The 23,995-nt window shown below is 62.3% G+C and carries 20 protein-coding genes and 1 pseudogene; 12 read left to right on the top strand and 9 right to left on the bottom strand.

The features are described from left to right. Positions 1-956 (top strand): annotated as a pseudogene (locus tag AC0L2H_RS13770) (calcium-binding protein); the annotation flags it as partial. A 237-nt stretch (positions 957-1,193) separates the two neighbouring features. On the opposite strand, the gene AC0L2H_RS13765 reads toward AC0L2H_RS13770, so the two are convergent. After that, positions 1,194-1,496: a DUF982 domain-containing protein gene (locus AC0L2H_RS13765; protein ID WP_473590717.1), complete on the bottom strand. Its 303-nt coding sequence runs from the start codon at positions 1,494-1,496 to the stop codon at positions 1,194-1,196. Positions 1,497-1,721: 225 nt separating this feature from the next. On the opposite strand from AC0L2H_RS13765, the gene AC0L2H_RS13760 reads away from it, so the two are divergent. The 4 genes from AC0L2H_RS13760 (at position 1,722) to otsB (ending at position 7,702) form a co-directional block, all read left to right on the top strand. Next, positions 1,722-2,783, top strand: coding sequence for a glycosyltransferase family 4 protein (locus tag AC0L2H_RS13760; protein WP_473590716.1), 1,062 nt, complete (start codon positions 1,722-1,724; stop codon positions 2,781-2,783). Positions 2,784-2,828: 45 nt separating this feature from the next. Then, on the top strand, positions 2,829-4,991 hold the full coding sequence (locus AC0L2H_RS13755) for an amylo-alpha-1,6-glucosidase (protein ID WP_473590715.1): 2,163 nt from the start codon (positions 2,829-2,831) through the stop codon (positions 4,989-4,991). Between the two features lie 174 nt (positions 4,992-5,165). Next, complete coding sequence (locus tag AC0L2H_RS13750) at positions 5,166-6,944, top strand: alpha,alpha-trehalose-phosphate synthase (UDP-forming) (RefSeq protein ID WP_473590714.1); 1,779 nt, start codon at positions 5,166-5,168, stop codon at positions 6,942-6,944. Next, positions 6,941-7,702 (top strand): trehalose-phosphatase, encoded by a 762-nt coding sequence (otsB, locus tag AC0L2H_RS13745; RefSeq protein ID WP_473590713.1) that lies wholly within the window; start codon positions 6,941-6,943, stop codon positions 7,700-7,702. Before AC0L2H_RS13750 ends, otsB begins: the two co-directional genes overlap by 4 nt. Positions 7,703-7,747: 45 nt before the next feature. Here the strand turns inward: otsB and AC0L2H_RS13740 are convergent, their stop codons facing one another. The 3 genes from AC0L2H_RS13740 to AC0L2H_RS13730 are packed head-to-tail and all read right to left on the bottom strand — an operon-like array spanning position 7,748 to position 10,679. Beyond that, positions 7,748-8,419 carry an ABC transporter ATP-binding protein gene (locus AC0L2H_RS13740; RefSeq protein ID WP_473590712.1) on the bottom strand — a complete coding sequence of 224 codons (672 nt, stop codon included), beginning with the start codon at positions 8,417-8,419 and terminating at the stop codon, positions 7,748-7,750. Then, the gene (locus AC0L2H_RS13735) at positions 8,416-9,657 is read right to left on the bottom strand and encodes an ABC transporter permease (protein ID WP_473590728.1); all 1,242 of its coding nucleotides are present in this window, start codon (positions 9,655-9,657) and stop codon (positions 8,416-8,418) included. The genes AC0L2H_RS13740 and AC0L2H_RS13735 overlap by 4 nt, the downstream gene beginning before the upstream one ends. Positions 9,658-9,659: 2 nt before the next feature. Next, a complete protein-coding gene (locus AC0L2H_RS13730) occupies positions 9,660-10,679 on the bottom strand; it encodes an efflux RND transporter periplasmic adaptor subunit (protein ID WP_473590711.1) in 1,020 nt (339 codons plus the stop codon). 139 nt (positions 10,680-10,818) lie between these two features. On the opposite strand from AC0L2H_RS13730, the gene AC0L2H_RS13725 reads away from it, so the two are divergent. Then, complete coding sequence (locus AC0L2H_RS13725; RefSeq protein WP_473590710.1) at positions 10,819-11,511, top strand: TetR/AcrR family transcriptional regulator; 693 nt, start codon at positions 10,819-10,821, stop codon at positions 11,509-11,511. 202 nt (positions 11,512-11,713) lie between these two features. Continuing rightward, positions 11,714-13,171: an NCS1 family nucleobase:cation symporter-1 gene (locus tag AC0L2H_RS13720; RefSeq protein WP_473590709.1), complete on the top strand. Its 1,458-nt coding sequence runs from the start codon at positions 11,714-11,716 to the stop codon at positions 13,169-13,171. Between the two features lie 36 nt (positions 13,172-13,207). Here AC0L2H_RS13720 and AC0L2H_RS13715 read toward each other — a convergent pair whose 3' ends face one another. The 5 genes from AC0L2H_RS13715 to tpiA form a co-directional block, all read right to left on the bottom strand. Next, positions 13,208-13,747, bottom strand: coding sequence for a DUF1697 domain-containing protein (locus AC0L2H_RS13715; protein WP_473590708.1), 540 nt, complete (start codon positions 13,745-13,747; stop codon positions 13,208-13,210). A 117-nt stretch (positions 13,748-13,864) separates the two neighbouring features. After that, positions 13,865-15,493, bottom strand: coding sequence for a CTP synthase (locus AC0L2H_RS13710; RefSeq protein WP_473590707.1), 1,629 nt, complete (start codon positions 15,491-15,493; stop codon positions 13,865-13,867). A 146-nt stretch (positions 15,494-15,639) separates the two neighbouring features. Then, the gene (locus AC0L2H_RS13705; RefSeq protein WP_473590727.1) at positions 15,640-16,773 is read right to left on the bottom strand and encodes a L,D-transpeptidase; all 1,134 of its coding nucleotides are present in this window, start codon (positions 16,771-16,773) and stop codon (positions 15,640-15,642) included. A gap of 212 nt (positions 16,774-16,985) precedes the next feature. After that, entirely contained in the window at positions 16,986-17,474 is a 489-nt protein-coding gene (secG, locus tag AC0L2H_RS13700) for a preprotein translocase subunit SecG (protein ID WP_473590706.1), read from the bottom strand. Positions 17,475-17,652: 178 nt separating this feature from the next. Then, on the bottom strand, positions 17,653-18,420 hold the full coding sequence (tpiA, locus tag AC0L2H_RS13695) for a triose-phosphate isomerase (RefSeq protein ID WP_473590705.1): 768 nt from the start codon (positions 18,418-18,420) through the stop codon (positions 17,653-17,655). A 144-nt stretch (positions 18,421-18,564) separates the two neighbouring features. Between tpiA and AC0L2H_RS13690 the strand changes: the two genes are divergently transcribed. Genes AC0L2H_RS13690 through AC0L2H_RS13670 form a run of 5 tightly spaced genes read left to right on the top strand, consistent with a single transcriptional unit; the run spans position 18,565 to position 23,971 of the window. Further along, positions 18,565-20,457, top strand: coding sequence for a SurA N-terminal domain-containing protein (locus tag AC0L2H_RS13690; protein ID WP_473590704.1), 1,893 nt, complete (start codon positions 18,565-18,567; stop codon positions 20,455-20,457). After that, complete coding sequence (gene trpD / locus AC0L2H_RS13685) at positions 20,454-21,464, top strand: anthranilate phosphoribosyltransferase (protein ID WP_473590703.1); 1,011 nt, start codon at positions 20,454-20,456, stop codon at positions 21,462-21,464. Before AC0L2H_RS13690 ends, trpD begins: the two co-directional genes overlap by 4 nt. A gap of 3 nt (positions 21,465-21,467) precedes the next feature. After that, on the top strand, positions 21,468-22,280 hold the full coding sequence (trpC, locus tag AC0L2H_RS13680; RefSeq protein WP_473590702.1) for an indole-3-glycerol phosphate synthase TrpC: 813 nt from the start codon (positions 21,468-21,470) through the stop codon (positions 22,278-22,280). A gap of 2 nt (positions 22,281-22,282) precedes the next feature. Continuing rightward, on the top strand, positions 22,283-22,765 hold the full coding sequence (moaC, locus tag AC0L2H_RS13675) for a cyclic pyranopterin monophosphate synthase MoaC (RefSeq protein WP_473590701.1): 483 nt from the start codon (positions 22,283-22,285) through the stop codon (positions 22,763-22,765). Continuing rightward, positions 22,766-23,971 carry a molybdopterin molybdotransferase MoeA gene (locus AC0L2H_RS13670; protein WP_473590700.1) on the top strand — a complete coding sequence of 402 codons (1,206 nt, stop codon included), beginning with the start codon at positions 22,766-22,768 and terminating at the stop codon, positions 23,969-23,971. It abuts the gene before it with no gap. The last annotated feature ends 24 nt before the right edge of the window (positions 23,972-23,995 follow it).

Raw genomic sequence — 23,995 nt, 5'->3', positions numbered from 1 at the left:
CCACCGAGCCGACTGCCCCCACCGCTCCCACTACGCCCCCTACCTCTCCTGCCAATGGTATTTTGGATGGCACCAGCGGCGCCGATGTGTTCCACGGGGATGGTGGTCACACGATGACCGGCCATGACGGTAACGACGAATATTACGTCGAACACGTCGCCGACAAGGTGGTCGAGGCCGCTGGCGAGGGTCAAGACAGGGTGTGGACCTCTGTGAACTATGCGCTGGATGCTGGCTCGTCGACTGAAGTCCTTGGCACTACGAATGACGCCGGCACCACCGCAATCAACCTGACCGGGAACGAATTGGCTCAAACCATCCAGGGCAATGCCGGTAACAATATCATCAACGGCGGCGGCGGTGCCGACAAGATGAGCGGCCTCGGCGGCAATGACGATTACTATGTCGACCATGCCGGTGACAGGGTGATCGAGTCCGCTGGCCAGGGTCAAGACAGGATATGGACCTCTGTGAGCTATGCCCTCGATGCCGGCTTGTCGATCGAAGTCCTTGGCACCACGAAGGACGCCGGCACCACGGCAATCAACCTGACCGGCAACGAGTTGGCCCAGACCATCCAGGGCAATGCCGGCGCCAACGTCATCAACGGCGGCGGCGGTGCCGACAAGTTGAGCGGCTTTGGTGGCAACGACACCTTCGTTTTCAATAGTGCCCTTGGTAACGGCAATGTCGACAGGATCACCGACTTCAACGCGTCCCAGAACAAGATCCACCTCGACCACGCCATCTTTACCGGGCTGAATCTGGGCGCGCTCACATCCGCCAATTTCTTTGAGGGCGCTGCCGCACACGACAGCTCCGACCACATCATCTACAATAGTTCAACCGGGGCGCTCTCCTTCGACAGCGACGGCAGCGGCGATGCATCTCAAATACGGTTCGCTACCCTTTCTCCACATCTCTCGCTTACGGCAAGCTCATTCCTTGTGACTTGAAAAAGCGGAACGCCTGTCTCTTCCCTGTTGGCACCCGCGGGTGCCAACAGAAAATTGGCTCAGTTTGAGTTTTGATTGAGATAGCTATAGACACCCGCACCGATGGCGACGGCTCCTATCGTGATCAAAATGGATGGAGCTCCCATCAAGGTGGCGCCAATTCCCCAAACGAGGGCGACGGCTATGGCACCGGCCGTCCCCAAAACCATTCTTGGCCATTTCGACATTATCTGGCGTCTATCGCCTCAGCGCGTATAAGCGATCGGTGGTTCCGCCTTCAATCGGCACCGCCACGTCATCTTCCAGCAGACGGGTGATCCGGGCAAAGCCGGTAAAAGCCTTCCTTGCTTCCTCAGCCGACATTTTGCCCGCCAGAGCTGCCGCGCAGCAGTTCAACGCGCATTGATAGACAGGGCCGCGTCGCCCCGTTGGCCATTTCCGCAAGAAGGCCATCGCCTCGCTAACGCTGTCGATTTCTTCCACAGGCTGCCCCTGCCCGCGCGAAATTCGCACTGGCGAGAAGAATTGCAAGCGATCCATCGTTCCTCCCCGTCGATCGCGATGCGTTCGATCGAACCCTACTAAATTCACGGCCAGTCATTTGGTTCCAAACAAAAATGTCCAGCTGATAAAAGAATTCGTGATGGAGGCATGCAGCGAGGCAGTGCTCCGAGCCACACCGCCGCAGCTTTTTGCCGTAGTGGGGAACGTTCGGGCGGTTGATGCATTTCGACCTCAGCGATGATCTTGAGGGAAATGCCAAGAATGAGAATAGCCCATGTGGCGCCGTTGCATGAATCCGTGCCGCCCCGGCTCTATGGAGGGACCGAGCGCATCGTCTCCTATCTGACAGACGGATTGGTCGAGCTTGGCCACGACGTCACCTTATTCGCCAGCGGCGATACAAACACGTCGGCTAGACTGGTGCCGTGCCGCGAACGTGCGCTTCGCCTCGATCCCCGTCCGCTGAAATCCGAAACGGCCGCGCATCTCTCAATGCTTGCAGAAGTGAGAAAGCGCGCTCGGGAATTCGATGTCATTCATTTCCATCTCAGCCATTTCCTGCATTTTCCCTTCTTCGAGCACATGCCCGAGCGGACGGTGACGACACCGCATGGCAGGCTCGACTATGTCGATCTGGCGCCGGCCTATGAGCGCTTCCCACGCTTTCCAATGATCTCGATTTCCCGCAACCAAAGGGCGGGGCTTGCCAACGCCAACTGGTTGGCGACCATCCATCACGGGCTGCCGACCGGCATTTACGAACCGGCTTTCGAGGCAAACCGAACCGAACCCTATCTTGCCTTCCTTGGCCGCATGTCGCGCGACAAGCGCCCGGACCGCGCCATCGAGATCGCGCTGCGCTCGGGACTGAAACTGAAGCTTGCCGCCAAGATCGGCGATGACGACCGCGCCTATTTCCACGAGGTGGTCGAGCCGTTGATAGACGGCAACCGCATCGACTATGTCGGCGAGATCATGGAAGACGATAAGGCGGAGTTCCTCGGCAAGGCGGCCGGCCTCGTATTTCCAATCGATTGGCCCGAGCCCTTCGGCCTTGCCGTGATCGAGGCGATGGCCTGCGGCACGCCGGTGATCGTCTGGAATTGCGGCGCCATGCCGGAGATCGTCGATCAGGGCGTGACCGGCTTCATCGTGGATTCGATAGAGGACGCAGTCGCATCGGTGCCGGCCTTGCTGCGGCTCGACAGGCGAAAGGTGAGAGCCGTCTTCGAAAAACGGTTTTCCGCCAGTAGAATGGCCCGCGACTATGTAGCTGCCTATGCGCGTCTGATCGGATCTCCGACGGAAGCAAGAGCTTCGTGATCGACGTCTCGCGGACCAGGAACGAAACAAAGAGTTTTGCAACAAATGACCCAACTCGACGAGCGTAAGCTCGATCCAGCCGTGGCGCTTGCCTCTCTGGACGCTACTGCGCCGCGGGAGCCGCACCGGTTGTTTGCACTCAAACAAGGCGACTGTTTCGCCGTCGCCGATGCCTATGGCGATATACGCGGCGCTGGCGACGGTTTCTTCCGTGACGACACACGCGTACTTTCTGAATTCCGGCTGACTGTCGGCGGCCGGCAGACCTCTTTGCTTGGCACGTCGCTCAGCCAGGACAATGTGCTGTTTACCGCCAACCTCACCAATTTGCCGATCCAGACCGCGGGTGGCCGGGATATTCCGCAGGGCGCGATCCACATCGAGCGTGCCAGGCTGCTTTGGCAGGATCGATTGTTCGAACGCATCACTCTTTCCAACTACAGCCGGGAACATTCAACCATCGGCGTTTCGTTGCATTTCGCTGCTGATTTTCGCGACATGTTTGAAGTGCGCGGCTCGACTAGGCCGAAGCGCGGCATGGCCCATGCGGCCGAGATGGATGCGGCTTCCGTACTGTTGCGATACGACGGATTGGATGGGCTGGCGCGCATGTCGGCGATATCGTTCTCGCAAGCGCCCGACCATCTGACGGCCGACCGTGCGGATTTTCTGGTTGCCGTGACCAAGCGCAGTAGCAAGGTGCTGTATGTCGAGGTCGGTCCCGAGGTGGTCAGGGCGCCAGACCGCGACCGTTTCCGCACCGCCGCGGCCCGCGCCCGCTTCGGCATGCGGGCCAAACGCCGCCATGGCGCAACGGTGCACAGTTCAGGTCGCGTCTTCAACGACTGGGTCGAGCGCGCGCGCGCCGACGTGGCGCTTTTGACCACCGAGCTTGCCACCGGGCCCTATCCCTATGCGGGCATCCCCTGGTTCTCGACGGCGTTCGGCCGCGATGGCGTGATCTCCGCACTGCAGATGCTTTGGCTCAACCCTGGCCTTGCGCGAGGTGTGCTGGCCTTCCTTGCCCAGCACCAGGCGACCGAGACGTTGCCATTCAGCGATTCGCAGCCGGGCAAGATCATGCACGAGACCCGTAAGGGTGAAATGGCAGCGCTGAGCGAGCTTCCTTTCGGCCGCTATTATGGCGGCGTCGATACGACGCCGCTCTATATTCACCTTGCCTGCACCTATGCGGACCGAACCGGCGACATGGCGTTCATCGACAGCCTTTGGCCGTCGCTCTGCGCCGCAGCCGAGTGGACGGAAGAGGCAAGCCGGGCGACCGGGTTCGTCACCTACCAGCGTGCTGCCGAGTCCGGCCTCGCCAACCAGGGATGGAAGGACAGTTTCGATTCCGTCTTCCATGCCGACGGCCGCATCCCCAAGGGTCCTATCGCCTTGGTGGAGGTGCAAGGCTATGTCTTCGCAGCATTCCGGGGGCTGGCGGCACTCGCCCGTCGCCGTGGCGAGGATGACAAGGCAGACCATTGGGATAGCCGTGCCGAGGCCATGCGCATTGCCGTGGAACGCCGCTTCTGGCAGGACGATCTCGATTTCTATGCCTTGGCGATAGACGGCAATGGCGAGCCCTGCAAGGTGCGGACGTCTAATGTAGGGCATCTTCTCTATGTCGGGCTTCCCGAGCCCGCACGGGCGCAGCTGGTCGCCGATCAGCTCTTGTCGGCGTCCTTCCATTCGGGCTGGGGGGTAAGGACGCTTGCCGACGATGCCGTGCTGTTCAATCCGATGTCCTACCACAACGGTTCGATCTGGCCGCATGACACCGCCATGTGCGGCGCCGGCCTGGCGCGCTATGGCGAGCGCGAAAGCGTGGTCCGGCTGATGAGCGGCACGTTCGAATCCGCGGTGCATTTCAACATGCGACTGCCGGAACTGTTCTGCGGTTTCACCCGCGCACCGGGCGAAGCACCGATCGCTTATCCCGTCGCTTGCCTGCCGCAGGCGTGGTCGGCCGGATCCGCCTTCATGCTGATGCAGGCCTGCCTTGGCCTCGAAATCGACGGTTGGGACGGTGAGATCCGTGTCACCCGTCCCAGGCTGCCGATTGGTATCGACATGCTCACGCTTAGGCATCTGGGCGTTGGTGCGACAGCGGTCGACCTGACATTCCAGCGCGTCGGCGACCGGGTGGTTGCCTTCCTCGCCGATCGGCACGAAGGCCTGGTTCCGCTCATTGTCCGAACCTAGCTCAAGTCTTTTTCCAAATTGCACAGGCAGTGTTCAAATCGTCGGAACCGATGGCCCGTTTGTGCGTTGCAAAATCATGCCGGCATGGCGGCCTGCCGCCACCAGCCGGATGTGAATTCGAAAAACCAAGAAGAAAAAGCGGTCATCAAACGACCGGAGGACAGCGACTTTCCAATGACAGACTACGGCATAGAGGTACTCTGGGTTCTCATCCTTGCAAGCTTAGGCCTTTCCGCGATTGCGGTTTTATTCTCGATATCCCGTCGCCGCCACCAGCCACCGGCCATTGCATATAGTCCCGGAGAGGACGTGGCGTCGGAAGCGGCGCGCAAGGTTCTGCGCGAGTTCGAGAAAAATGGCCAATCCGTCGATGCGGCATTGGTCACCTGGTCGCCCGATACATTGCGCAAGATCCTGGCTGACGATTTGCCGGACGCACAGGTCATCGTCGTGTCCAACCGCGAACCCTACATCCATAACATCAAGGGAAATGGCGTCGAACTGCTGGTGCCTGCCAGCGGGCTGGTTTCAGCGCTCGAGCCGATCACGCGCGCGTGCTCCGGCACCTGGATCGCCTATGGCGGCGGCACGGCCGACCGTCTCATGGTCGACGAGAACGACCGTGTGCAGGTGCCGCCGGGCAATCCCTCCTACACACTGCGCAGGGTCTGGCTGACGGAGGAGGAGCATCAGGGCTATTATCTGGGTTTCGCCAATGAGGGTCTGTGGCCGCTTTGCCATATCGCCTTCACCCGGCCGGTTTTTCGCGCCTCTGACTGGGAGGCCTATGAGACCGTCAACAGGAAATTCGCCGACACCGTGGTCGCCGAGGCGCGCAATGAGCGACCGATCGTGCTGGTCCAGGATTACCATTTCGCGCTCTTGCCGCGCATGATCCGTGAGCGCTTGCCCGAGGCGATCGTCATCACCTTCTGGCATATTCCATGGCCCAACTCCGAGGTTTACAGCATCTGTCCGTGGCGGGAGCGGATCCTGGAGGGGCTGCTTGGCAGCTCGATCATTGGCTTCCATACCCAGTTCCATGCCAACAATTTCACCGAAAGCGTTGATCGGTTCCTGGAAAGCCGCATAGAGCGGGCCGATGCGGCGATCTCCTACGGCGGGCAGACAACGCTGGTCCATGCCTACCCCATCTCCATCGAATGGCCGGCCGAGCTTCTGTCGAGACTTCCCGATGTCGACCAATGCCGTGCCCGGATCCGCGACAAATTCGGGCTGCCGGCGGATGTCAAACTCTGCGTCGGTGTCGAGCGTCTCGACTACACCAAGGGCATTCTTGACCGCTTCCATGCCCTGGACGAATTGTTCACGAGGCATCCCGAATGGATCGGAAAACTGGTCTTCCTGCAGGTGGCAGCACCCAGTCGCGGCACGCTCCCGGCGTACAAGCAACTGCACGATGAATGCCATCGCTATGCGGAAGACCTCAACCGGCGCTTCGGCAACGACGGCTACAAGCCGGTCATCATGGTTGCCGAGCATCATTCGCAGGAGCAGATCTACGAGATCTATCGCGCTGCCGATATCGGCATGGTCACCAGCCTGCATGACGGCATGAATCTGGTTGCCAAGGAATTCGTTGCCGCGCGCGATGACGAACAGGGCGTGCTTCTGCTCAGCACCTTCGCCGGCGCTTCGCGCGAACTGCTGGAGGCGCTGATCGTCAATCCCTACGATGCGGCCATGATGAGCGAAGCGCTGCAGCAGGCGCTGACCATGACACCGGAAGAGCAGCGCGAGCGTATGCGGCCCATGCGCGAGATGGTCCGCAACAACAATGTCTATCGCTGGGCCGGCAGCATGCTTCTGGACGCGGCGCGTCTGCGCAAGCGCGGCGACCTCGACCGGGTGACGGGTACCGGCGACCGGTCGCCGTCAGATGCCAACAATGTCATCTCGATGTTCGAGCGGATGCGGAAGGCTGCATCATGAGGGGCGTTCAAAAGCCGCCAGTGCTCGATCTGCCGGCAGAGCAATGGGCGCTCTTCCTCGATATCGACGGCACCTTGCTCGAACACGCGTCTCATCCCGACGCAGTTTTCGTCAGTGCAGAGCTGCGCGGGCTTCTCGGCAATATCGAGCAGAGGCTGGGCGGCGCCCTCGCCTTCATCACAGGACGGTCGGTCGCCGCCGTGGACAGGCTGTTTCACCCCCTGAAACTGCGCGCCGCCGGACTTTATGGATTGGAGCACCGGCTGACGCCCGACGGGCCGGTCGGCGTTGCGGACACGCCGGCCGACATCGCCGCCCTCGCCGACGCGATCGAAGCCGAACTGGATGACCGCCAGGTCTATATCGAGCGCAAGGGTCCGATCCTTGCCATCCATACCCGGGCGGCACCGCATCTGCTTGCCCGGGCAACCGAACTTGTCGAACGGGCATTGGCCCAGCTTCCGCAGGGCTACCGGGTGATCCCGGGAAATGCCGGCGTTGAGCTCATGCCGCTGGAGGCGGTCAAAGGTGGCGCCATCCGGCGTTTCATGGAAATTCCACCCTTTGCCGGTCGGCGGCCGGTATTTCTCGGAGATGACACGTCTGACGAAAACGGCTTCGAGGCGATAAACGAAGCCAGGGGCATCTCCATCCGCGTCAAGCCGAACGGACCGACGGCCGCAACCTATGCGCTTGAGAATGTGATTGAGACAATAGCCTGGCTTGATGTCAATTTCGAAGTGTCGCGCGTGTCTTGATCGCAATCTTCGGATTGTCGGTGCATCCAGGAATGTCGATTGGATTCAACCGATCTTACCATCGACGATGTGAAGACGGCGGTCCATTCGCGCCGCCATGTCGAGGTCATGCGTAACCGCCACGACCGTCTTGCCATGTTCGCGCACCAGGTTCTGCAGGATCGTGAAGACCTGCTCGGAGCTCGTGCTGTCGAGGCTTCCGGTCGGCTCGTCAGCCAGGATGAGCGGCGGGTCGTTTGCGAGCGAGCGCGCCACCGCAACACGCTGGCGCTGGCCGCCAGAGAGTTGGTCGGGCCGCTTGTCGAGATGGTCGCCTAGCCCCAGGGATGAAAGCAGCTCACCGGCGCGCTCACGCATCTCGGAGCGCGCCAGTCGGCCTAGCTTGCGCATTGGTATTTCGACATTTTCGCGCGCCGTGAATTCCGGCAGCAGGAAATGAAACTGGAACACGAAGCCGAGCATCGAAAGCCTTGTTCGAGCCCGTTCCCTTTCATCCATTGGCTCGGTGTCGCGGCCGCCTATTCTCAACGTTCCGCCGGTTGGCCGGTCGAGCAGCCCGAGCAAATAGAGCAGCGAGGACTTGCCGGAACCGGACGGACCGGTGACGGCGACGAATTCGTTCGCGTCGATCGTCAGCGTGATGTCCCTGATCAGCGTGACTGGAACTGTCTCCGGCAATATGCGCGTCAGCCCCTCGGTCTCGATGAGTGCGCTCATGTCGCGCCTCTGATGATGTCGACGGGATTGAGGCGCGCTGCACGACGCGCCGGCAGGTAGCCCGCGACTGCCGCCGAGCCCAACGCAAAGGCCGAGGCTATGATATAATGGTTCAGGCTCCATGCAATCGGCAGCCGGGTCATCTCCTGACCGGTCGCGGCGATCTCGAAACGCACCAGCGACAGCGCATAAATCATGGAGAAGCCGAGCAGCCAGCCGAGCGCCGAACCGGCCGCGCCGATCGCCACACCTTCCAGCAGGAATAGTCGGCGCATATCGGACTCGGGGAAGCCAAGCGACTTCATGATGGCGATGTCGCGCGCCTTCTCGTGCGTGATGGTCGAGATGATGTTGTAGATGCCGAAGCCGGCAACAAGCATGATCGCGCCGACGACTGTGTACATGATGACATTGCGCACGACGAGCGCCTGGAGAATCGATTCGTTTGCCTCCTGCCAGGCCACGGCCTTGTAGCCGAGCTCGGCCTCAGCGCGTTGCGCCACCGCCGGAGCGCGGTTCGGGTCGTCAAGCTTGATGCGAATCTCGTTGATAGCGTTTGGCCGCGCCGAGAGTATCTGCGCGTTCTTCAGCAGCACATAGGCCTCGCCCTCGTCGCGCGCGGTGGTGCCGGTGTGGAAAAGGCCGACGATCTTGAAATTGCGCGTCAGCCCTTCGGAGGAGACTGCCGTTATCGTGTCGCCGAAGCCGGCGCCAAGCCGGCTTGCCATGGTGTCTCCGACAACCACGTTGTTGCCGCCGGCGGCGAGCGCCGAAAAACTGCCTTCGACGAAGTCTCCGACGATCGGCGAAACGCCTGGCTCACGCTGGGGATCGATGCCGATGATCGAAGCGCCGACCTCGCGGCTGGAGTAGCGGATCACCCCTTGCGTCTTGAGGCTTGCCGCGAACCTGCCGGGAATCCAGTTCTCCAGCCACGATGTCGCGGCCGTCGGATTGATGATGCCGCGGCGGTCATCGCGCGGTCGCAGCCCCGAGATGGCCACAGTCGTGAAGACATTTTCGGCCGGCTGACGGCGGGCGGTGCGCTGTTCATCCGTGATGTCGACATGTGGCATCGTATCGACGAGCTGCTTGACGAAATCGTCCTGTCCGCCCTGCATCAGCGCCGCCATGGCGATGGAGAAGCCGACACCGACGGCTACACCTATCACGGCAACGAGCGTCTGCCTGCCGCGGCCGGCGATATGTGTGACGGCGATGTCGAGGATAAGCGGCATCGTCATTGCTCCTGCGCGACGGCGACACTCTTCCCGTCGGCAAGATCGGCCGGATAAGGCGATATTACGAGCGCCTTCGCGTCGACGCCCGACAGAACCTCGAAGCCGTTGGTGCCGCGGATACCCGTGCGGATCTCGCGTCGCACGGCCTTGCCATCTTCGACTACGAACACATTGTTTCTTTCGACGGCGGCGGACGGGATAAGTAGCGCATTTTTCGCGACGCGGATGACAATGTTCACATCGGTCGACATGCCGATCCTAAGCGGGGTATCGTCAGGCAGGCGAAAGCGAACGCGATAGGTCTTTGTTACCGGATCGCCTTTGGGCGTGATGCTGTCGACCACCGCCTCCAGATTCTGACGGGGGAATGCATCGGATTTGAGCAGCGCGCGCTGGCCGACCTCGACCCTTGGAATATCCTCCTCGTTAACCTCGGCGACGACGAGCAGCGGCTTTGGCTCACCGACCCAGAACAGTACCGTGCCGAGTTCGGCGACCTCGCCCACCTCGCCATCCTGCCTCAGCACGACACCGGCGCTCGGCGCACGCATGATGTAGGTCTCGAGCCGCGCTTTCTGTCCGGCAACCAGCGCTTCGATCTGGCCAAGCGCGCTCTGCGCCTGATCGAGCGCCTGCTGGCTCGCCGCGCGCTTCTCGGCAAGCACGGTCAACCGCCGGAACTCTTCCTGGGCCAGCGCCTGACGCGCTTCCAGCTCACCAAGTGCGGCGCGGCCCTCGCTGTCGTCGAGCTTGGCGAGCACGTCGCCTTGGGTGACCCTCGCGCCCTCGCAATTGCATTGCTCGACGATCCTTTCGCGTACCACGGGAGCCACCTTGGCCCAGGTTCGCGGCTCGACCGAGCCACTGGCGTAGACGATCTCAGCAGCGTCACCACGTGTCGGCGTCGCGACCATGACGCTGGCCGGCCGCCAAAAATACCAGGCGACGAGCGCGGCCATAGCCGCGACAACGACGATGGCCGCAGTCCAGCGTATCAGGCGCATTCGTATCGGCCGCATTGTCCCTCCATATCGAATCCGAATTGTCGGGCTGGCAGACATAACACCGGACCGACCGTCGGTCTATAAAAGTTGCATAAAGAAATGGTTCGTGCTCCTCTTGCCAGTCTGTAGCAGCGAGGACCGACTTTTGCCCCGAGTGATCAAGCTTCCGAAGATACGATCAGCCGAGCTCCTGGACTGCGCCCAGCGGCTGTTCTTCGAACATGGCTACGATAAAACGACGGTGAACGACATCATTCGCGAAGCAGGTCTGTCAAAGGGTGCATTCTACCACTACTTCGCCTCGAAGGAGGCCCTGCTGGAGGCGCTCGCCATACGTCTGGCGCGTGATAGCCTCACCGAGTTGGAGCCCACGCTCAACGATCCGTCACTCGATGGAATTGGCCGGCTCAATGCGCTCTTCGCAGGCTCGCGTCGGCTGAATGTCGAGCTTGCCCCGCAACTGCGCAGGACGTTCTTCGTCGTTTTCCGACCGGAGAATCTTGCACTCTTCCATCGGGTTGACCAGGCGGCCAAGGAACTGGCCAAGCCGATGATCGCCGATCTCCTCAGGAAGGGAAGCGAGGAAGGTAAGTTCGATGTGCCCGACCCTGAAGCTTTTGCCGAAATGCTTCTGCAACTTCGATTGATCTTTCGGAACGTGATGCACCAAGCGCTGCTCCAGGCCGAACGAGGCGATGTCGACGAAGCAGCACGGCTGCTCGACGACCGGCTGCGGCTCTACGGCGTCGCAATCGACCGGCTCTTGAAGTTACCCGATGGAACGATAGAAGCGGCACAGCCCGGGTTTGCCCGGGCGTTCCTCGAAGAAGACCCTTCGTACCGCTGACAGGCGATGAATATCACCGTTCGAATCGTCAACACGGCAAGATTCAGCGAGGAACCGCTTCGCCTCGCTGATAAGCGCGATTCTCATTGAATATCTTTAAGGCCAAAGCCGGCAAATCAATCGGTTGCCGGTTCCCTTGCGGCAGGCTTAACCTGCGCAGCCAACGCGTGAGGGCGCGTGCGGCAAACAAGGGGACATCGCAATGACAATACAAGGCGCATCACCTGATCTATACAATGAGGATCTTGCTCCGGCGAAGGTCCGAAACTGGGGGCCATTCTCGATCTTCAACGTCTGGACGTCGGACGTTCACAGCCTCTGGGGCTACTATCTGGCGGCCAGCCTGTTCCTGTTTTGCGGTGGCTTCGTCAATTTCATCATCGCCATCGGCATCGGCTCGCTGATCATCTACGCATTGATGAACATGGTCGGCTATGCCGGCGTGAAAACCGGCGTGCCCTACCCCGTGCTTGCCCGCGCTTCCTTCGGCATCTGGGGCGCCAACATACCGGCGCTGGTACGCGCCATCGTCGCCTGCTTCTGGTACGGCGCGCAAACGGCGGCTGCCTCCGGCGCGATCGTGGCGCTGCTGATCCGCTCGCAATGGTTCGCCGACTTCAACGCCAACACGCATTTCCTCGGTCATACCGGGCTGGAGGTGATCTGCTTCGTGGTCATCTGGGCGCTGCAACTGCTGATCATCCAGAATGGCATGGACACCGTGCGTCGCTTCCAGGATTGGGCCGGACCGGCGGTATGGGTGATGATGCTGATCCTGGCCATCTATCTCTGCGTCAAATCGGGAAGATTTGCCTTCACCAGCGACATCCCGATGGATGTGCTGCTCGACAAGACCAAGGATGCGGGCGTGCCCGGCACGCCGGGTTCGTGGACCTCGCTGTTTGCGGTGGCGGCGATCTGGGTGACCTATTTCTCGGCGCTCTATCTCAATTTCTGCGATTTCGCCCGCTATGCACCGGACAAGGCATCGCTGCGCAAGGGCAACATCTGGGGCCTGCCGGTCAACCTCATCCTGTTCTCGCTGGTCGCCGGCGTCACCACCATTGCCGCTTTCGACGTCTATGGCGAGGTGCTGCTGCATCCCGACCAGATCTCGGCCAAGTTCGACAGCTGGTTCCTGGCCGCACTTGCAGCCCTGACCTTTGCCGTGGCGACGCTCGGCATCAACGTCGTGGCGAACTTCGTCTCGCCGGCCTTCGACTTCTCCAACGTCTTTCCCCGGCAGATCGACTTCAAGAAGGGCGGCTATATCGCGGCCGTGATCGCCCTGGTGCTCTATCCGTTCGCGCCATGGGAAGGCAGTGCCGCCTCATTCGTCAATATCATTGGCGCGACGATGGGGCCGATCTTCGGCGTGATGATGGTCGACTATTACCTGATCCGGAAGGGCGAGGTCGACGTCGAGGCGCTCTATAGGGAAGACGGCGAGTTCCGCTTCCAGAACGGCTGGCATGTCAACGCCTTCATCGCCGCCGGCATCGGCGCGATCTTCTCCTCGATCCTGCCGAACTTTACCAACTGGCTGCCGTCCTGGTGGGGCGTCTATGGCTGGTTCTTCGGCGTCGCCATCGCCGGCGCCATCTACTACGTGCTGCGCACGATGGCGCTGGGCGCCGGAGCACGGATGGCGAAGGCTTGACGGAAACAAATGGGGCGGAGCAAATGCCGCCCCAACCTATTTGGCGACCATCTCGGCCAATCTGCGCACCGTGTTCCAGTTGCGCGAGGTGCCGATGCCGAGTCGTTTGTGGCTCACCGCCGCGAGCAGCCGCGAACTCGGCGCTTCGCGCGAAAAGACGATCCAGAGATCGCCGCCAACCGCCTGCAGCTTTTCGTCCTTGCCAACATGGGCTCTCAGCGCAGGGACCGCGTCAGGGAAAACAGGCGCCCGCATCACGCGCACCGCCACCTGGTCGGCAGCCGCGGCCGATTCGACTGGAAACGGATTGCCGGCAGCAAGCCTCAGCCAGTCGTCCGCGCTCCTTACGATGATATCGACATGGCGGCCGAAGGTTTTTGCGAACGCCGTCTCCAGCCGGCTTTCCAGCGCGGCAATTTCCGTCTCCTTCGTTTCGAAGACCAGATTGCCGGTCGCCACCAGCGTGCGCGGGTTCTTCAGCCCAAGGCCTTCCGCCATCACCTTGAGGTCGGCCATGACGACCCGTCGCCCCTCGCCCAGGATGATGCTGTAGAGCAGCGCGACATAGGTCCGCATGAGTGATCTCCCGGACGCTAGAGCATGATCCCGAAAAGTGGGAACCGGTTTTCGGGAAAGATCATGCTCAAACAAAAGGATAGAACCCCTCCCGGTTCCATCGGGATGAAACAGGCTCTAGACGAGCCGGCTCTGCTCCACCGCCGCGCCGATAAAGCTGGCGAACAGTGGATGCGGATCGAGCGGCCGGCTTTTCAGCTCCGGGTGATACTGCACGCCGATGAACCAGGGATGGTCGGGATACTCGACCGTTTCCGGCAGCACGCCGTCCGGCGACATGCCTGCAAACACCAGGCCGCAATCCTCGAGCCGCTCCTTGTAGTCGACATTGACCTCGTAGCGATGGCGGTGGCGCTCGGAAATCTGCGTGTCGCCATAGATGTCGGCGATTTTCGAACCCTTGGAGAGTTCGGCCTGATAGGCGCCGAGCCGCATGGTGCCGCCGAGATCGCCGGTCTCCTTGCGCTTCTCCAGCATGTTGCCTTTCAGCCATTCGGTCATCAGGCCGACGACCGGCTCGTCGGTGGGGCCGAATTCCGTCGACGAAGCGTTCTCGACGCCGGCCAGGGAACGTGCCGCCTCGATGCAGGCCATCTGCATGCCGAAGCAGATGCCGAAATACGGCACCTTTCGCTCGCGGGCGAATTTTGCCGCCAGGATCTTGCCTTCAGAGCCGCGTTCGCCGAAGCCGCCGGGGACCAGGATGCCATGCACCTTTTCCAGCCATGGCGTTGGATCTTCCTTCTCGAAGATTTCGCTTTCGATCCAGTCGAGCCTGACCTTGACGCGGTTGGCGAGGCCGCCATGCGACAGCGCCTCGATCAGCGATTTATAGGCGTCCTTCAGGCCGGTATATTTGCCGACGACGGCGATCGTCACTTCGCCTTCCGGGTTGTGGATGCGGCTGGACACCGCCTGCCAGGGCTCCATGCGCGGCTTCGGCGCCGGATCGATGCCGAAGGCAGCCAGCACTTCCGAATCCAGACCCTCATTGTGATAGGCGATCGGCACGTCGTAGATATGCGGCACGTCGAGCGCCTGGATGACGGCGCTCTCGCGCACATTGCAGAACAGCGACAGTTTGCGGCGCTCTTCTTTCGGGATGGGACGGTCGGCGCGGACCAAAAGGATGTCGGGCGCGATGCCAATGCCGCGCAATTCCTTGACCGAATGCTGGGTCGGCTTGGTCTTCAATTCGCCCGCCGTCGGAATATAGGGCATCAGCGTCAGATGGACGTAGACGGCGTTGTTGCGCGGCAGATCGTTGCCGAGCTGGCGGATTGCCTCGAGGAACGGCATCGCCTCGATGTCGCCGACGGTGCCGCCGATCTCGCAGAGCACGAAATCATAGTCGTCATTGCCGTCGAGGACGAAATGCTTGATCTCGTCGGTGACGTGCGGAATGACCTGCACGGTGGCGCCAAGATAGTCGCCGCGTCGCTCGCGCTCGATGATGTTCTTGTAGATGCGGCCGGTGGTGATGTTGTCCTGCTGGTTGGCCGAACGCCCGGTGAAGCGCTCATAGTGACCAAGGTCGAGGTCGGTTTCGGCGCCGTCGTCGGTCACGAAGACCTCGCCATGCTGGTACGGCGACATCGTGCCGGGGTCGACATTGAGATAGGGGTCGAGCTTCTTGATGCGCGCGCGATAGCCTCGCGCCTGCAAGAGAGCCCCAAGGGCCGCCGCAGCGATGCCTTTTCCGAGTGAGGAAACCACGCCGCCTGTGATGAATACATATCGCGCCATGGGAGTCATCGCTTAACGCGGCCGAATTGATTCCGCCAGAGAAAAAACCGCCGCGAAGGCTTTTTCCCAAGAAGGCGCTTGGATAGTGGACGGGCAAAACAAAAGGGCCGGCGAGGCCGGCCCTTTCGGCAGTATCGTTCAAAACGTCAGATGATGACGACCTTGGTACCGACTTTCACCCGGCGGTAAAGGTCCATGACGTGCTCGTTGATCATGCGGAAGCAGCCATTGGAGGCGCTGGTTCCGATCGACTGCGGCGCGATGGTGCCGTGAATGCGCAGATGGGTGTCCTTCTTGCCCTCGTAGAGATAGATGGCGCGCGCACCGAGCGGATTTTCGCCGCCGCCGGGCATGCCGTCCTTGTACTGACCATAGTGCTTGGGCTCGCGCTTCTGCATGTCGAGCGTCGGGATCCAGCGGGGCCATTCCTGCTTGTCGCCGACGGCAACCGTGCCCTTGAACTGCAGGCCTTCACGGCCGACCGCGATCGCGTAGCGGCGGGCAGTCGACGAGGATTCAACGAGATAGAGGCGGCGCGCGCTGGTGTCGATTACGATGGTGCCCGGATTGTAGCCGGAGAATTCGACCTCCTGAGGCACGAATTCCGGCTTCACCTTGAACTGCCGCTTGGCTTCCTTCCTTTCGAGTGCGGCGTCGAGGGCGCGCGTCTCGGGGAGCAGCGACATGGAGGAAGACGAGGACGTGCCGCCGAACAGGCCGGCGAAAAGCCCGACGCTCCTCGGTTTCTGCCCGACCGCCTCGCTGCGCAATTCGCCGTTGTTGCCGGTCAGCGCGATGTTCATCGCCTCGGCCGGAAGTGGTTCCGCCGATTGGATCGGCTCGATCGGCTGAACCGGTTCAATGAGCTTCCTCTTCTTGGCCGGTTTGGCGTCCGCCACCTTGGTATCGGCGGCTGGCTGCCCCTTCTTGCCAAGCGCTTTCTTGGCAAGGAACGCCTGCCGGTCCGCATCCGCCTTGGCTTTTGCCGCCGCGCGCATCGCCAGCTTTCTGGCCTCAAGCGCCTTGGCCTTGGCGGCTTCCTTGTCGGCCGCGATCTTGGTTTCGATCTTGCTGATCTGGGCAAGATCTTCCGAAGTCGGATTTTTCTTCTTCTTGAGAAGCCTCAGTTGCGCCGCGTCGCTTTTTGCCGCGACGTTGATGACATCGGTTGTTACTGCGGCTTTGGGAGCCGAACTGCCCGCCGGCATGGCCGCGTAAGCGGGCGCACTCAGGCCGAGCACGGCACAAAGGCCGGCTAAAATGAAGCTGCGAAGCTGCATGGCGAAGATCCGATCGTTCAATGCTTGTTGCCCACGGCGTCGCCCGGCGCCCCCCAAGGACGCCGAAAGTGCCGCGCGCAATCTATAATCGATTAGCCGGAGTCGCCTCAAGCGGGCCGTGGTGCCGCGCCCGGTCGATTCTTCGTGATCTTGCGGCATTTGCCGCGACTGTGTTCAAACAACAACAGATCGCGGAAACCAAACATTAACGATTACTGGTTTGGAACCTGCGGCGTGACCGGCAAGGTGACGCCGTTCGTGGCCGGCTGCGTGGTCGAACCCCCCGCAGGGGGCGGAGCCGGAGCGTTTGCCGGCGGCGTCGCCGCGGCATCATTGCCGGAAGGCGGTGCCACGTTGTTGGAGGACGGCGCCGTGGTGCCGGAGGGCGGCGCTGGAGCCGTGGTGCCGGGCAACTGGTCGAGCACGCCCTTGCCTGCGCCATCCGTTGCCGGCACGCGGTCGAGAATGTCGATCGGCTTCTCGCCGTAACGGGCGACGATCGACAATGTCAGCGAGGTGACGAAGAAGGCCGCTGCCAGGATCGCCGTGGCCCGCGTCAGCGCGTTGGCGGCGCCGCGCGCGGTCATGAAGCCGGATCCGCCGCCGATGCCGAGGCCGCCGCCTTCGGAGCGCTGCAAGAGCACCACGCCGACAAGAGCGAGCACGACCATGAGGTGGACGACGATCAGTACGGTTTCCATAGTTTATCCTGGCAAAGCCTTGCGCGGCCGCGGATACGACCGGTGATTTGGAGGCGGCTCAATACAATGCTTTGACGGCATTTCCAAGCCCGTGGCCGGAATATGGGAAGCAACGCGCCCTTTGCAACGATTTCGCGCAGTTGCGCCGCCCGCTCGAGGTCAGCAAGAGCTCCAGATATTACGAGATATTCCGGTAGGCTTCGGCGATGCCGAGAAAGTCCGCCGCCTTGAGGCTGGCGCCGCCGACCAGCGCGCCATCGACATTCCTGACACCGAGCAGTTCGACCGCGTTGGAAGGCTTGACCGAGCCGCCATAGAGTATGCGCATCTTGGCCGCGGCAGCGCCAAGTTTTTCCGACAGTTTTTCACGGATATGCGAATGCGCGTCGGCGACATCGGCGGCGGTCGGCGTCAGTCCCGTGCCGATTGCCCATACCGGCTCGTAGGCGATGATTGTGTTCGATGCCGTGGCGTCCGGCGGCACCGAGCCGGCGACCTGGCGCGACAGCACGTCGAGCGTGGCACCGGCTTCGCGTTCGGCCTTGGTCTCGCCGACACAGACGATAGCCACGAGCCCGGCGCGCCATGCGGCCGACGCCTTGGCCTGAACCGTTGCGTCGTCCTCGCCGCTTTGCTCACGGCGTTCGGAATGGCCGACGATGACGTGGCTGGCGCCGGCATCCTTCAGCATCTCGGCCGAGATGCAGCCGGTATAGGCGCCGCTTTCCTTGGTGTGGCAATCCTCGCCCCCTGCCCGCACCGGCGTGCGCGACAGAATCTCCGCGGCATGCGCAAGCAGCGTCGCCGGAACGCAGACCAGCGCCTCGGTCTCCGCATCGAGCCCGCCCATGAAGCCGTTGCCGATCATCCTGAGTTCGTTGAGCGAGGCGCTGGTGCCGTTCATTTTCCAGTTGCCTGCGACCAGCGGGCGGATTCCTGGCGTCATTGGTTTGCTTCTCCGGGCGATATTTGGCTCATGCCCTCACTACCAAAATCAGGCCACAAAGCAATCGACAGTGGGCCGGAAGGGCGCTATTGCGCTTGTTTCAAGAACGGCGCATGCGAAAATGCGCAAAAATCGGAAGTAAACATGCTTGGTACGTTGAGAAGCGCGGCGGGAACCTGGGTCGCGAAACTGTTGCTGTCTCTGCTGGTGTTGAGTTTCCTCGTCTGGGGCGTCTCCGGAGAACTGGCGGGCGGTATCGCTGGCCACGACTCCGTCGTCACGGTTGGAGGCACCAAAGTGTCGATCAACGAATATCGCCTCGCCTATGATCGTCAGGTCAGCCTGATGTCGCAGCAGTTCGGCCAGCGCATCACCCACGAACAGGCGAAGGCGCTCGGCATCGACAACCAGGTGCTGGCGCAGCTCGTTTCGGGCGCCGTGCTCGACGAGCAGGCCCGCAAGCTCGGCCTCGGCCTCTCCAAGGACCGGCTGGCAGAACTCACGCGCGATGACCCGGCGTTCAAGGGGCCTGGCGGCCAGTTCGACAGGCGGACCTTCGACTACATGCTGCAGCAGGCCGGCATGCGGCCTGAGGACTATCTCAGGAATCGCGCCCAGGTGGCGGTGCGCCAGCAGATCGTCGAGGCGGTGTCCGATGGTCTCAAGGCCCCGGATGCCTTCTTCAAGGCGGTCGCGCTCTATCGCGGCGAAGACCGCACCATCGACTATGTGACCTTGCCGAAATCGCTGGTCGAGCCGATCGAAGCGCCGTCCGACACAGCACTCTCGGCCTATTTCGAGGAAAACAAGAAGACCTACGCGGCGCCGGAATACCGCAAATTCTCCTATGTCCGGCTCGAACCGCAAGACATCATGGATTTGAGCGCCGTGAGCGACAGCCAAGTCAGCGACGACTACAACAAGAACAAGGCGCGTTACACCACGCCGGAATTGCGCACCATCGAACAGCTCGTCTTCAAGACGCCCGAAGCCGCCAAGGCCGCGCTCGATTCGCTGCAGACGGGTGCTACATTCGACAAGATCGTCGCCGCCGAGGGCAAGACGCCTGCCGATACGCTGCTGGGCACGCTGGCCCGGGACAAGATCGCCGACAAGGCGGTGGCGGATGCGGCGTTCGCACTCAACGTCAATGAAGTCAGCCCGGTCGTGCAAGGCGCCTTCGGCCCGGTGCTGCTGCGCGTCACTGACATCAAGCCCGAAGTGGTGAAGCCGCTGGCCGAAGTGTCCGCCGAGATCCGCAAGGACCTGGCGCTTGGCGAGGCAAATCGCATCCTTTTGGACGTGCACGACAATTATGAGGATATCCGCGCGTCGGGAAGTTCGCTAGCGCAAGCCGCCGACAAGCTGAAGTTGAAGCTCGTCACCATCGACGCGATCGATCGTACCGGACAGAGGCCGGACGGAAGCATCGTCAAGGATCTGCCGGAATCACCGGCGCTCATCAAGGCGGTGTTCGACGCCGAAGCCGGCACGGAGAATGCCGATCTCACCACGGCCGACAACGGCTTCGTCTTTTACGAGGTGAATGCGATCACGCCCGCCCGTGACCGCACGCTGGATGAAGTCCGCCAGAAGGTGGTGGCCGACTGGACGGCAACCGAAACGACCAAGCGGCTCACCGCAAAGGCGGACGAGCTTGAAAAGCGTCTCAAGGCCGGCACCACGCTCGATGCGATCGCCGGCGAGCTCAAGCTCGAGAAACAGACTAAGCGCGGCGTCAAGCGCGAGGCTGACGACGTCGATTTCGGCAAGGAAGGAGCGGCTGCCATGTTCGGCGTCGGCGAAGGCGGGACCGGCCTGATCCCCTCGCCCACCGGTGACGGACAGATCCTGTACAAGGTCGCCGAGGTCTTCGAGCCTGCCGGAGCCGACGCCAGTTCCTTGCCGGACGATGTGCGGAAATCCTTCACGTCAGGCATGTCCGACGATTTGCTCGACCAGCTGGTGGCGCAGTTGCAGACGCAATACGATGTTCGCATCGACCAGACCGCCGTTGCCCAAGCCCTGACCAGATGAGCGCGCTGAAGACCCACATCGCCAAGATCGCCACGGGAACCGCGCTTTCGTTCGAGGAAGCGCGCGAGGCTTTCGACATCATCATGTCGGGCGACGCCACGCCCGGCCAGATCGGCGGCTTCCTGATGGCGCTGCGCGTGCGCGGCGAGACGGTGAGCGAGATTTCCGGCGCCGTCGCCACGATGCGCGCCAAGATGCTGCGCGTCGACGCGCCCGAAGGCGCCATCGACATCGTCGGCACCGGCGGTGACAATTCGCACTCGGTCAACATCTCGACCGCATCCGCCTTTGTCATCGCCGCCTGCGGCGTGCCGGTGGCCAAGCACGGCAATCGCGGACTGTCCTCGCAGACCGGGGCCGCCGACGTGCTGATCGCGCTGGGCGTCAAGATCGACATTCCGCCGGAAACGATCGGCCGCTGCATCCATGAGGCCGGCGTCGGCTTCATGTTCGCGCCGGCGCATCATCCGGCGATGAAGCATGTCGGCCCGACCCGTGTCGAGCTCGGCACGCGCACCATCTTCAACCTGCTTGGCCCGCTGTCCAACCCGGCCGGCGTCAGCAGGCAGATGGTCGGCGTGTTCCTGCCGGAATGGATCATGCCGGTGGCCGAGACATTGAAAGCCCTGGGCGCCGACCATGCCTGGGTCGCCCATGGCGACGGCTATGACGAGATCACCACCACCGGCGAGACCCAAGTGGCCGAACTGGTCGGCGGCGAGATTCGCAGCTTTACGCTGACCCCGGAAGCCGTCGGGCTGAAGCGCCACACCAAGGACGAACTGCGCGGCGGCGACGCCTCCTACAACGCCAAGGCCATGCGCGACATGCTGGGCGGCGCTGCCGGCGCCTATCGCGACACGGTGCTGATGAATGCCGGCGCCGGGCTGGTGGTGGCGGGCAAGGCAACCACGCTTGCCGACGGCATGGCGAGTGCCGCGCAAGCCATCGACAGCGGCCGGGCGCTAAAGGTGCTCGACAGGCTGGTCGCGATTTCGAACGGATAGGGAATGGCTGATATCCTGCGCAAGATCGAGGCCTACAAGCGCGAGGAGATCGTCGCGGCAAAGGCGCTTGTGCCGCTGGCCGAGATCAAGGCGCGGGCGAAGGACGCCGATGCGCCGCGCGGCTTTCTCGCGGCGCTTGATGCCAGGCGCAAAGCCGGGGCTTTCGCGCTGATCGCCGAGATCAAGAAGGCGAGCCCCTCAAAGGGCCTGATCCGCGCCGATTTCGACCCGCCTGCATTGGCCAAGGCATATGCGGCGGGTGGCGCTGCCTGTCTTTCGGTGCTGACCGACGCGCCGTCGTTCCAGGGTGCGCCCGAATTTCTCACCAAGGCGCGCGCAGCCGTTGATTTGCCGGCACTCCGCAAGGATTTTCTCTTCGATCCCTATCAGGTTTACGAGGCGCGTGCCTGGGGCGCTGACGCCATCTTGATCATCATGGCCAGCGTCGATGACGGCGTGGCGAGCGAACTCGAATCCACGGCTTTCGAACTCGGCATGGATGCGCTGGTCGAAGTGCATGACGAAGCTGAGATGGAACGCGCCTTGAAACTGTCGTCGCGGCTGATCGGCATCAACAACCGCAATCTCAGGACGTTCGAAACCAGCATCGAGACGTCAGAGCGGCTGGCCGCGATGGTGCCGGCCGATCGGCTGCTGGTCAGCGAGAGCGGTATCTTTTCACATGACGACTGCCGCAGGCTGGAGAGGAGCGGCATCGGCACGTTCCTCGTCGGCGAGAGCCTGATGCGGCAACAGGACGTGGCTGCAGCAACGCGCTCGCTGTTGACCGGCAAGGCCCCAGCAGAGGTTATCTGACGATGTCAGCCGCCCTCACCCATCTTGGCGCGCAAGGCGAAGCCAATATGGTCGATGTCGGTGACAAGGCGGAGACGACGCGCACGGCGATCGCCGAAGGTTTTGTCTCGATGCGGCCGCAAACACTGGAAATGATCCTGGCGGGCGATGCCAAGAAGGGCGACGTGCTCGGCACCGCACGCATCGCCGGCATCATGGCGGCAAAGAAGGCGCATGAACTGATCCCGCTCTGCCACCCGCTGCTGCTGACAAAAGTCTCCATCGATATCGAACCGGACCAGTCGCTGCCCGGCCTCAAGGTCACGGCGCTGGTCCGCGTCACCGGCAAGACCGGCGTCGAGATGGAAGCCCTGACCGCGGCCTCGGTCGCTTGCCTGACGATCTACGACATGGCCAAGGCGGTCGACCGCGCCATGGTGATCTCCGGCGTCCGGCTGGTGGAAAAGACCGGCGGCAAGTCCGGCGACTACAAGGCAGGTTCTTAAATGGCGCTGGTCCCGGTGGCGGAGGCGCTCGAACGCCTCCTTGACGGTGCGACGGCGCTACCAGCCGAAAGCGTTGCGCTGATGGACGCGGCTGACCGGGTATTGGCCGAGCCCGTGATGGCGCTGCGCACCCAGCCGCCCTTCAATGCCTCGGCCATGGACGGCTATGCGGCGCGGGCCGCCGATGTCACATCCGCACCCGCCAGGCTTTCGGTGATCGGCATGGCGCCGGCCGGTCGTGGCTTCGAAGGCACTGTCGGTCCGGCGCAAGCCGTGCGCATTTTTACCGGAGCGCCGCTTCCCGCCGGCGCCGACACCATCGTTATCCAGGAGAACGCCAGGGATCTCGGCGGCGGCAGCATCGAAGTGACCGAGCCGACGCCGGAATGGCGAAACATACGCCGTCTGGGGCTCGACTTCTCGAAAGGCGATGTCCTGCTGGAGAAGGGCCGCCTGCTCGATCCGGCCGCATTGTCGCTGGCAGCCTCGGCCAATCATCCGCGTGTCAGCGTGGTGAAACGGCCCCTGGTCGCCATCATCGCCACCGGCGACGAATTGCTGCCGCCGGGCAGCGACCTCGGGCCCGACCAGATCATCTCGTCCAATGCCTATGGCGTTGCCGCCGCAGCCCGGTCGGTCGGTGCAAATGCCCTCGATCTCGGCATCGCCGCGGATCGCAAGGAAGCGATCGCCACTCTGGTGAAAAAGGCGGTCGCCGCCGGCGCCGATGTCCTCGTCACCCTCGGCGGCGCTTCGGTCGGCGACCACGACCTCGTCCATGACGTGCTGACCGGCGAAGGCATGACGCTCGATTTCTGGAAGATCGCCATGCGCCCCGGCAAGCCGCTGATGTCCGGGCGGCTGGGCACTGTCAGATGCATCGGCCTGCCCGGCAACCCGGTGGCGAGCCTGGTCTGCACGCAGCTTTTTCTGAAGCCGCTGCTGGCGCGGCTCGGCGGCCGGGCGTATCGGCAGGACATGCGCGAGGCGCGGCTCGGCGCCGCAATGCCGGCGAACGATCTCAGGCAGGATTATGTGCGCGCCGTGGTGACCGAAGAGGCCGGATCGTTCAAGGCGACGCCGTTCGGCATCCAGGATTCCTCGATGCTAAGAATGCTGGCCGACGCCAATGGGCTGATCGTGCGTGAGCCTTTCGCTCCCGTCGCCGCGGCCGGCGCTGCCTGCAGCGTGCTGATGCTACGCTGAACAAAACGTCAACACATTCATTAA

The sequence above is a fragment of the Mesorhizobium sp. WSM4871 genome, assembly GCF_055811295.1.
Note: the sequence above shows the minus strand (reverse complement) of the source record. Positions and strands in the feature narration are given on the sequence as shown.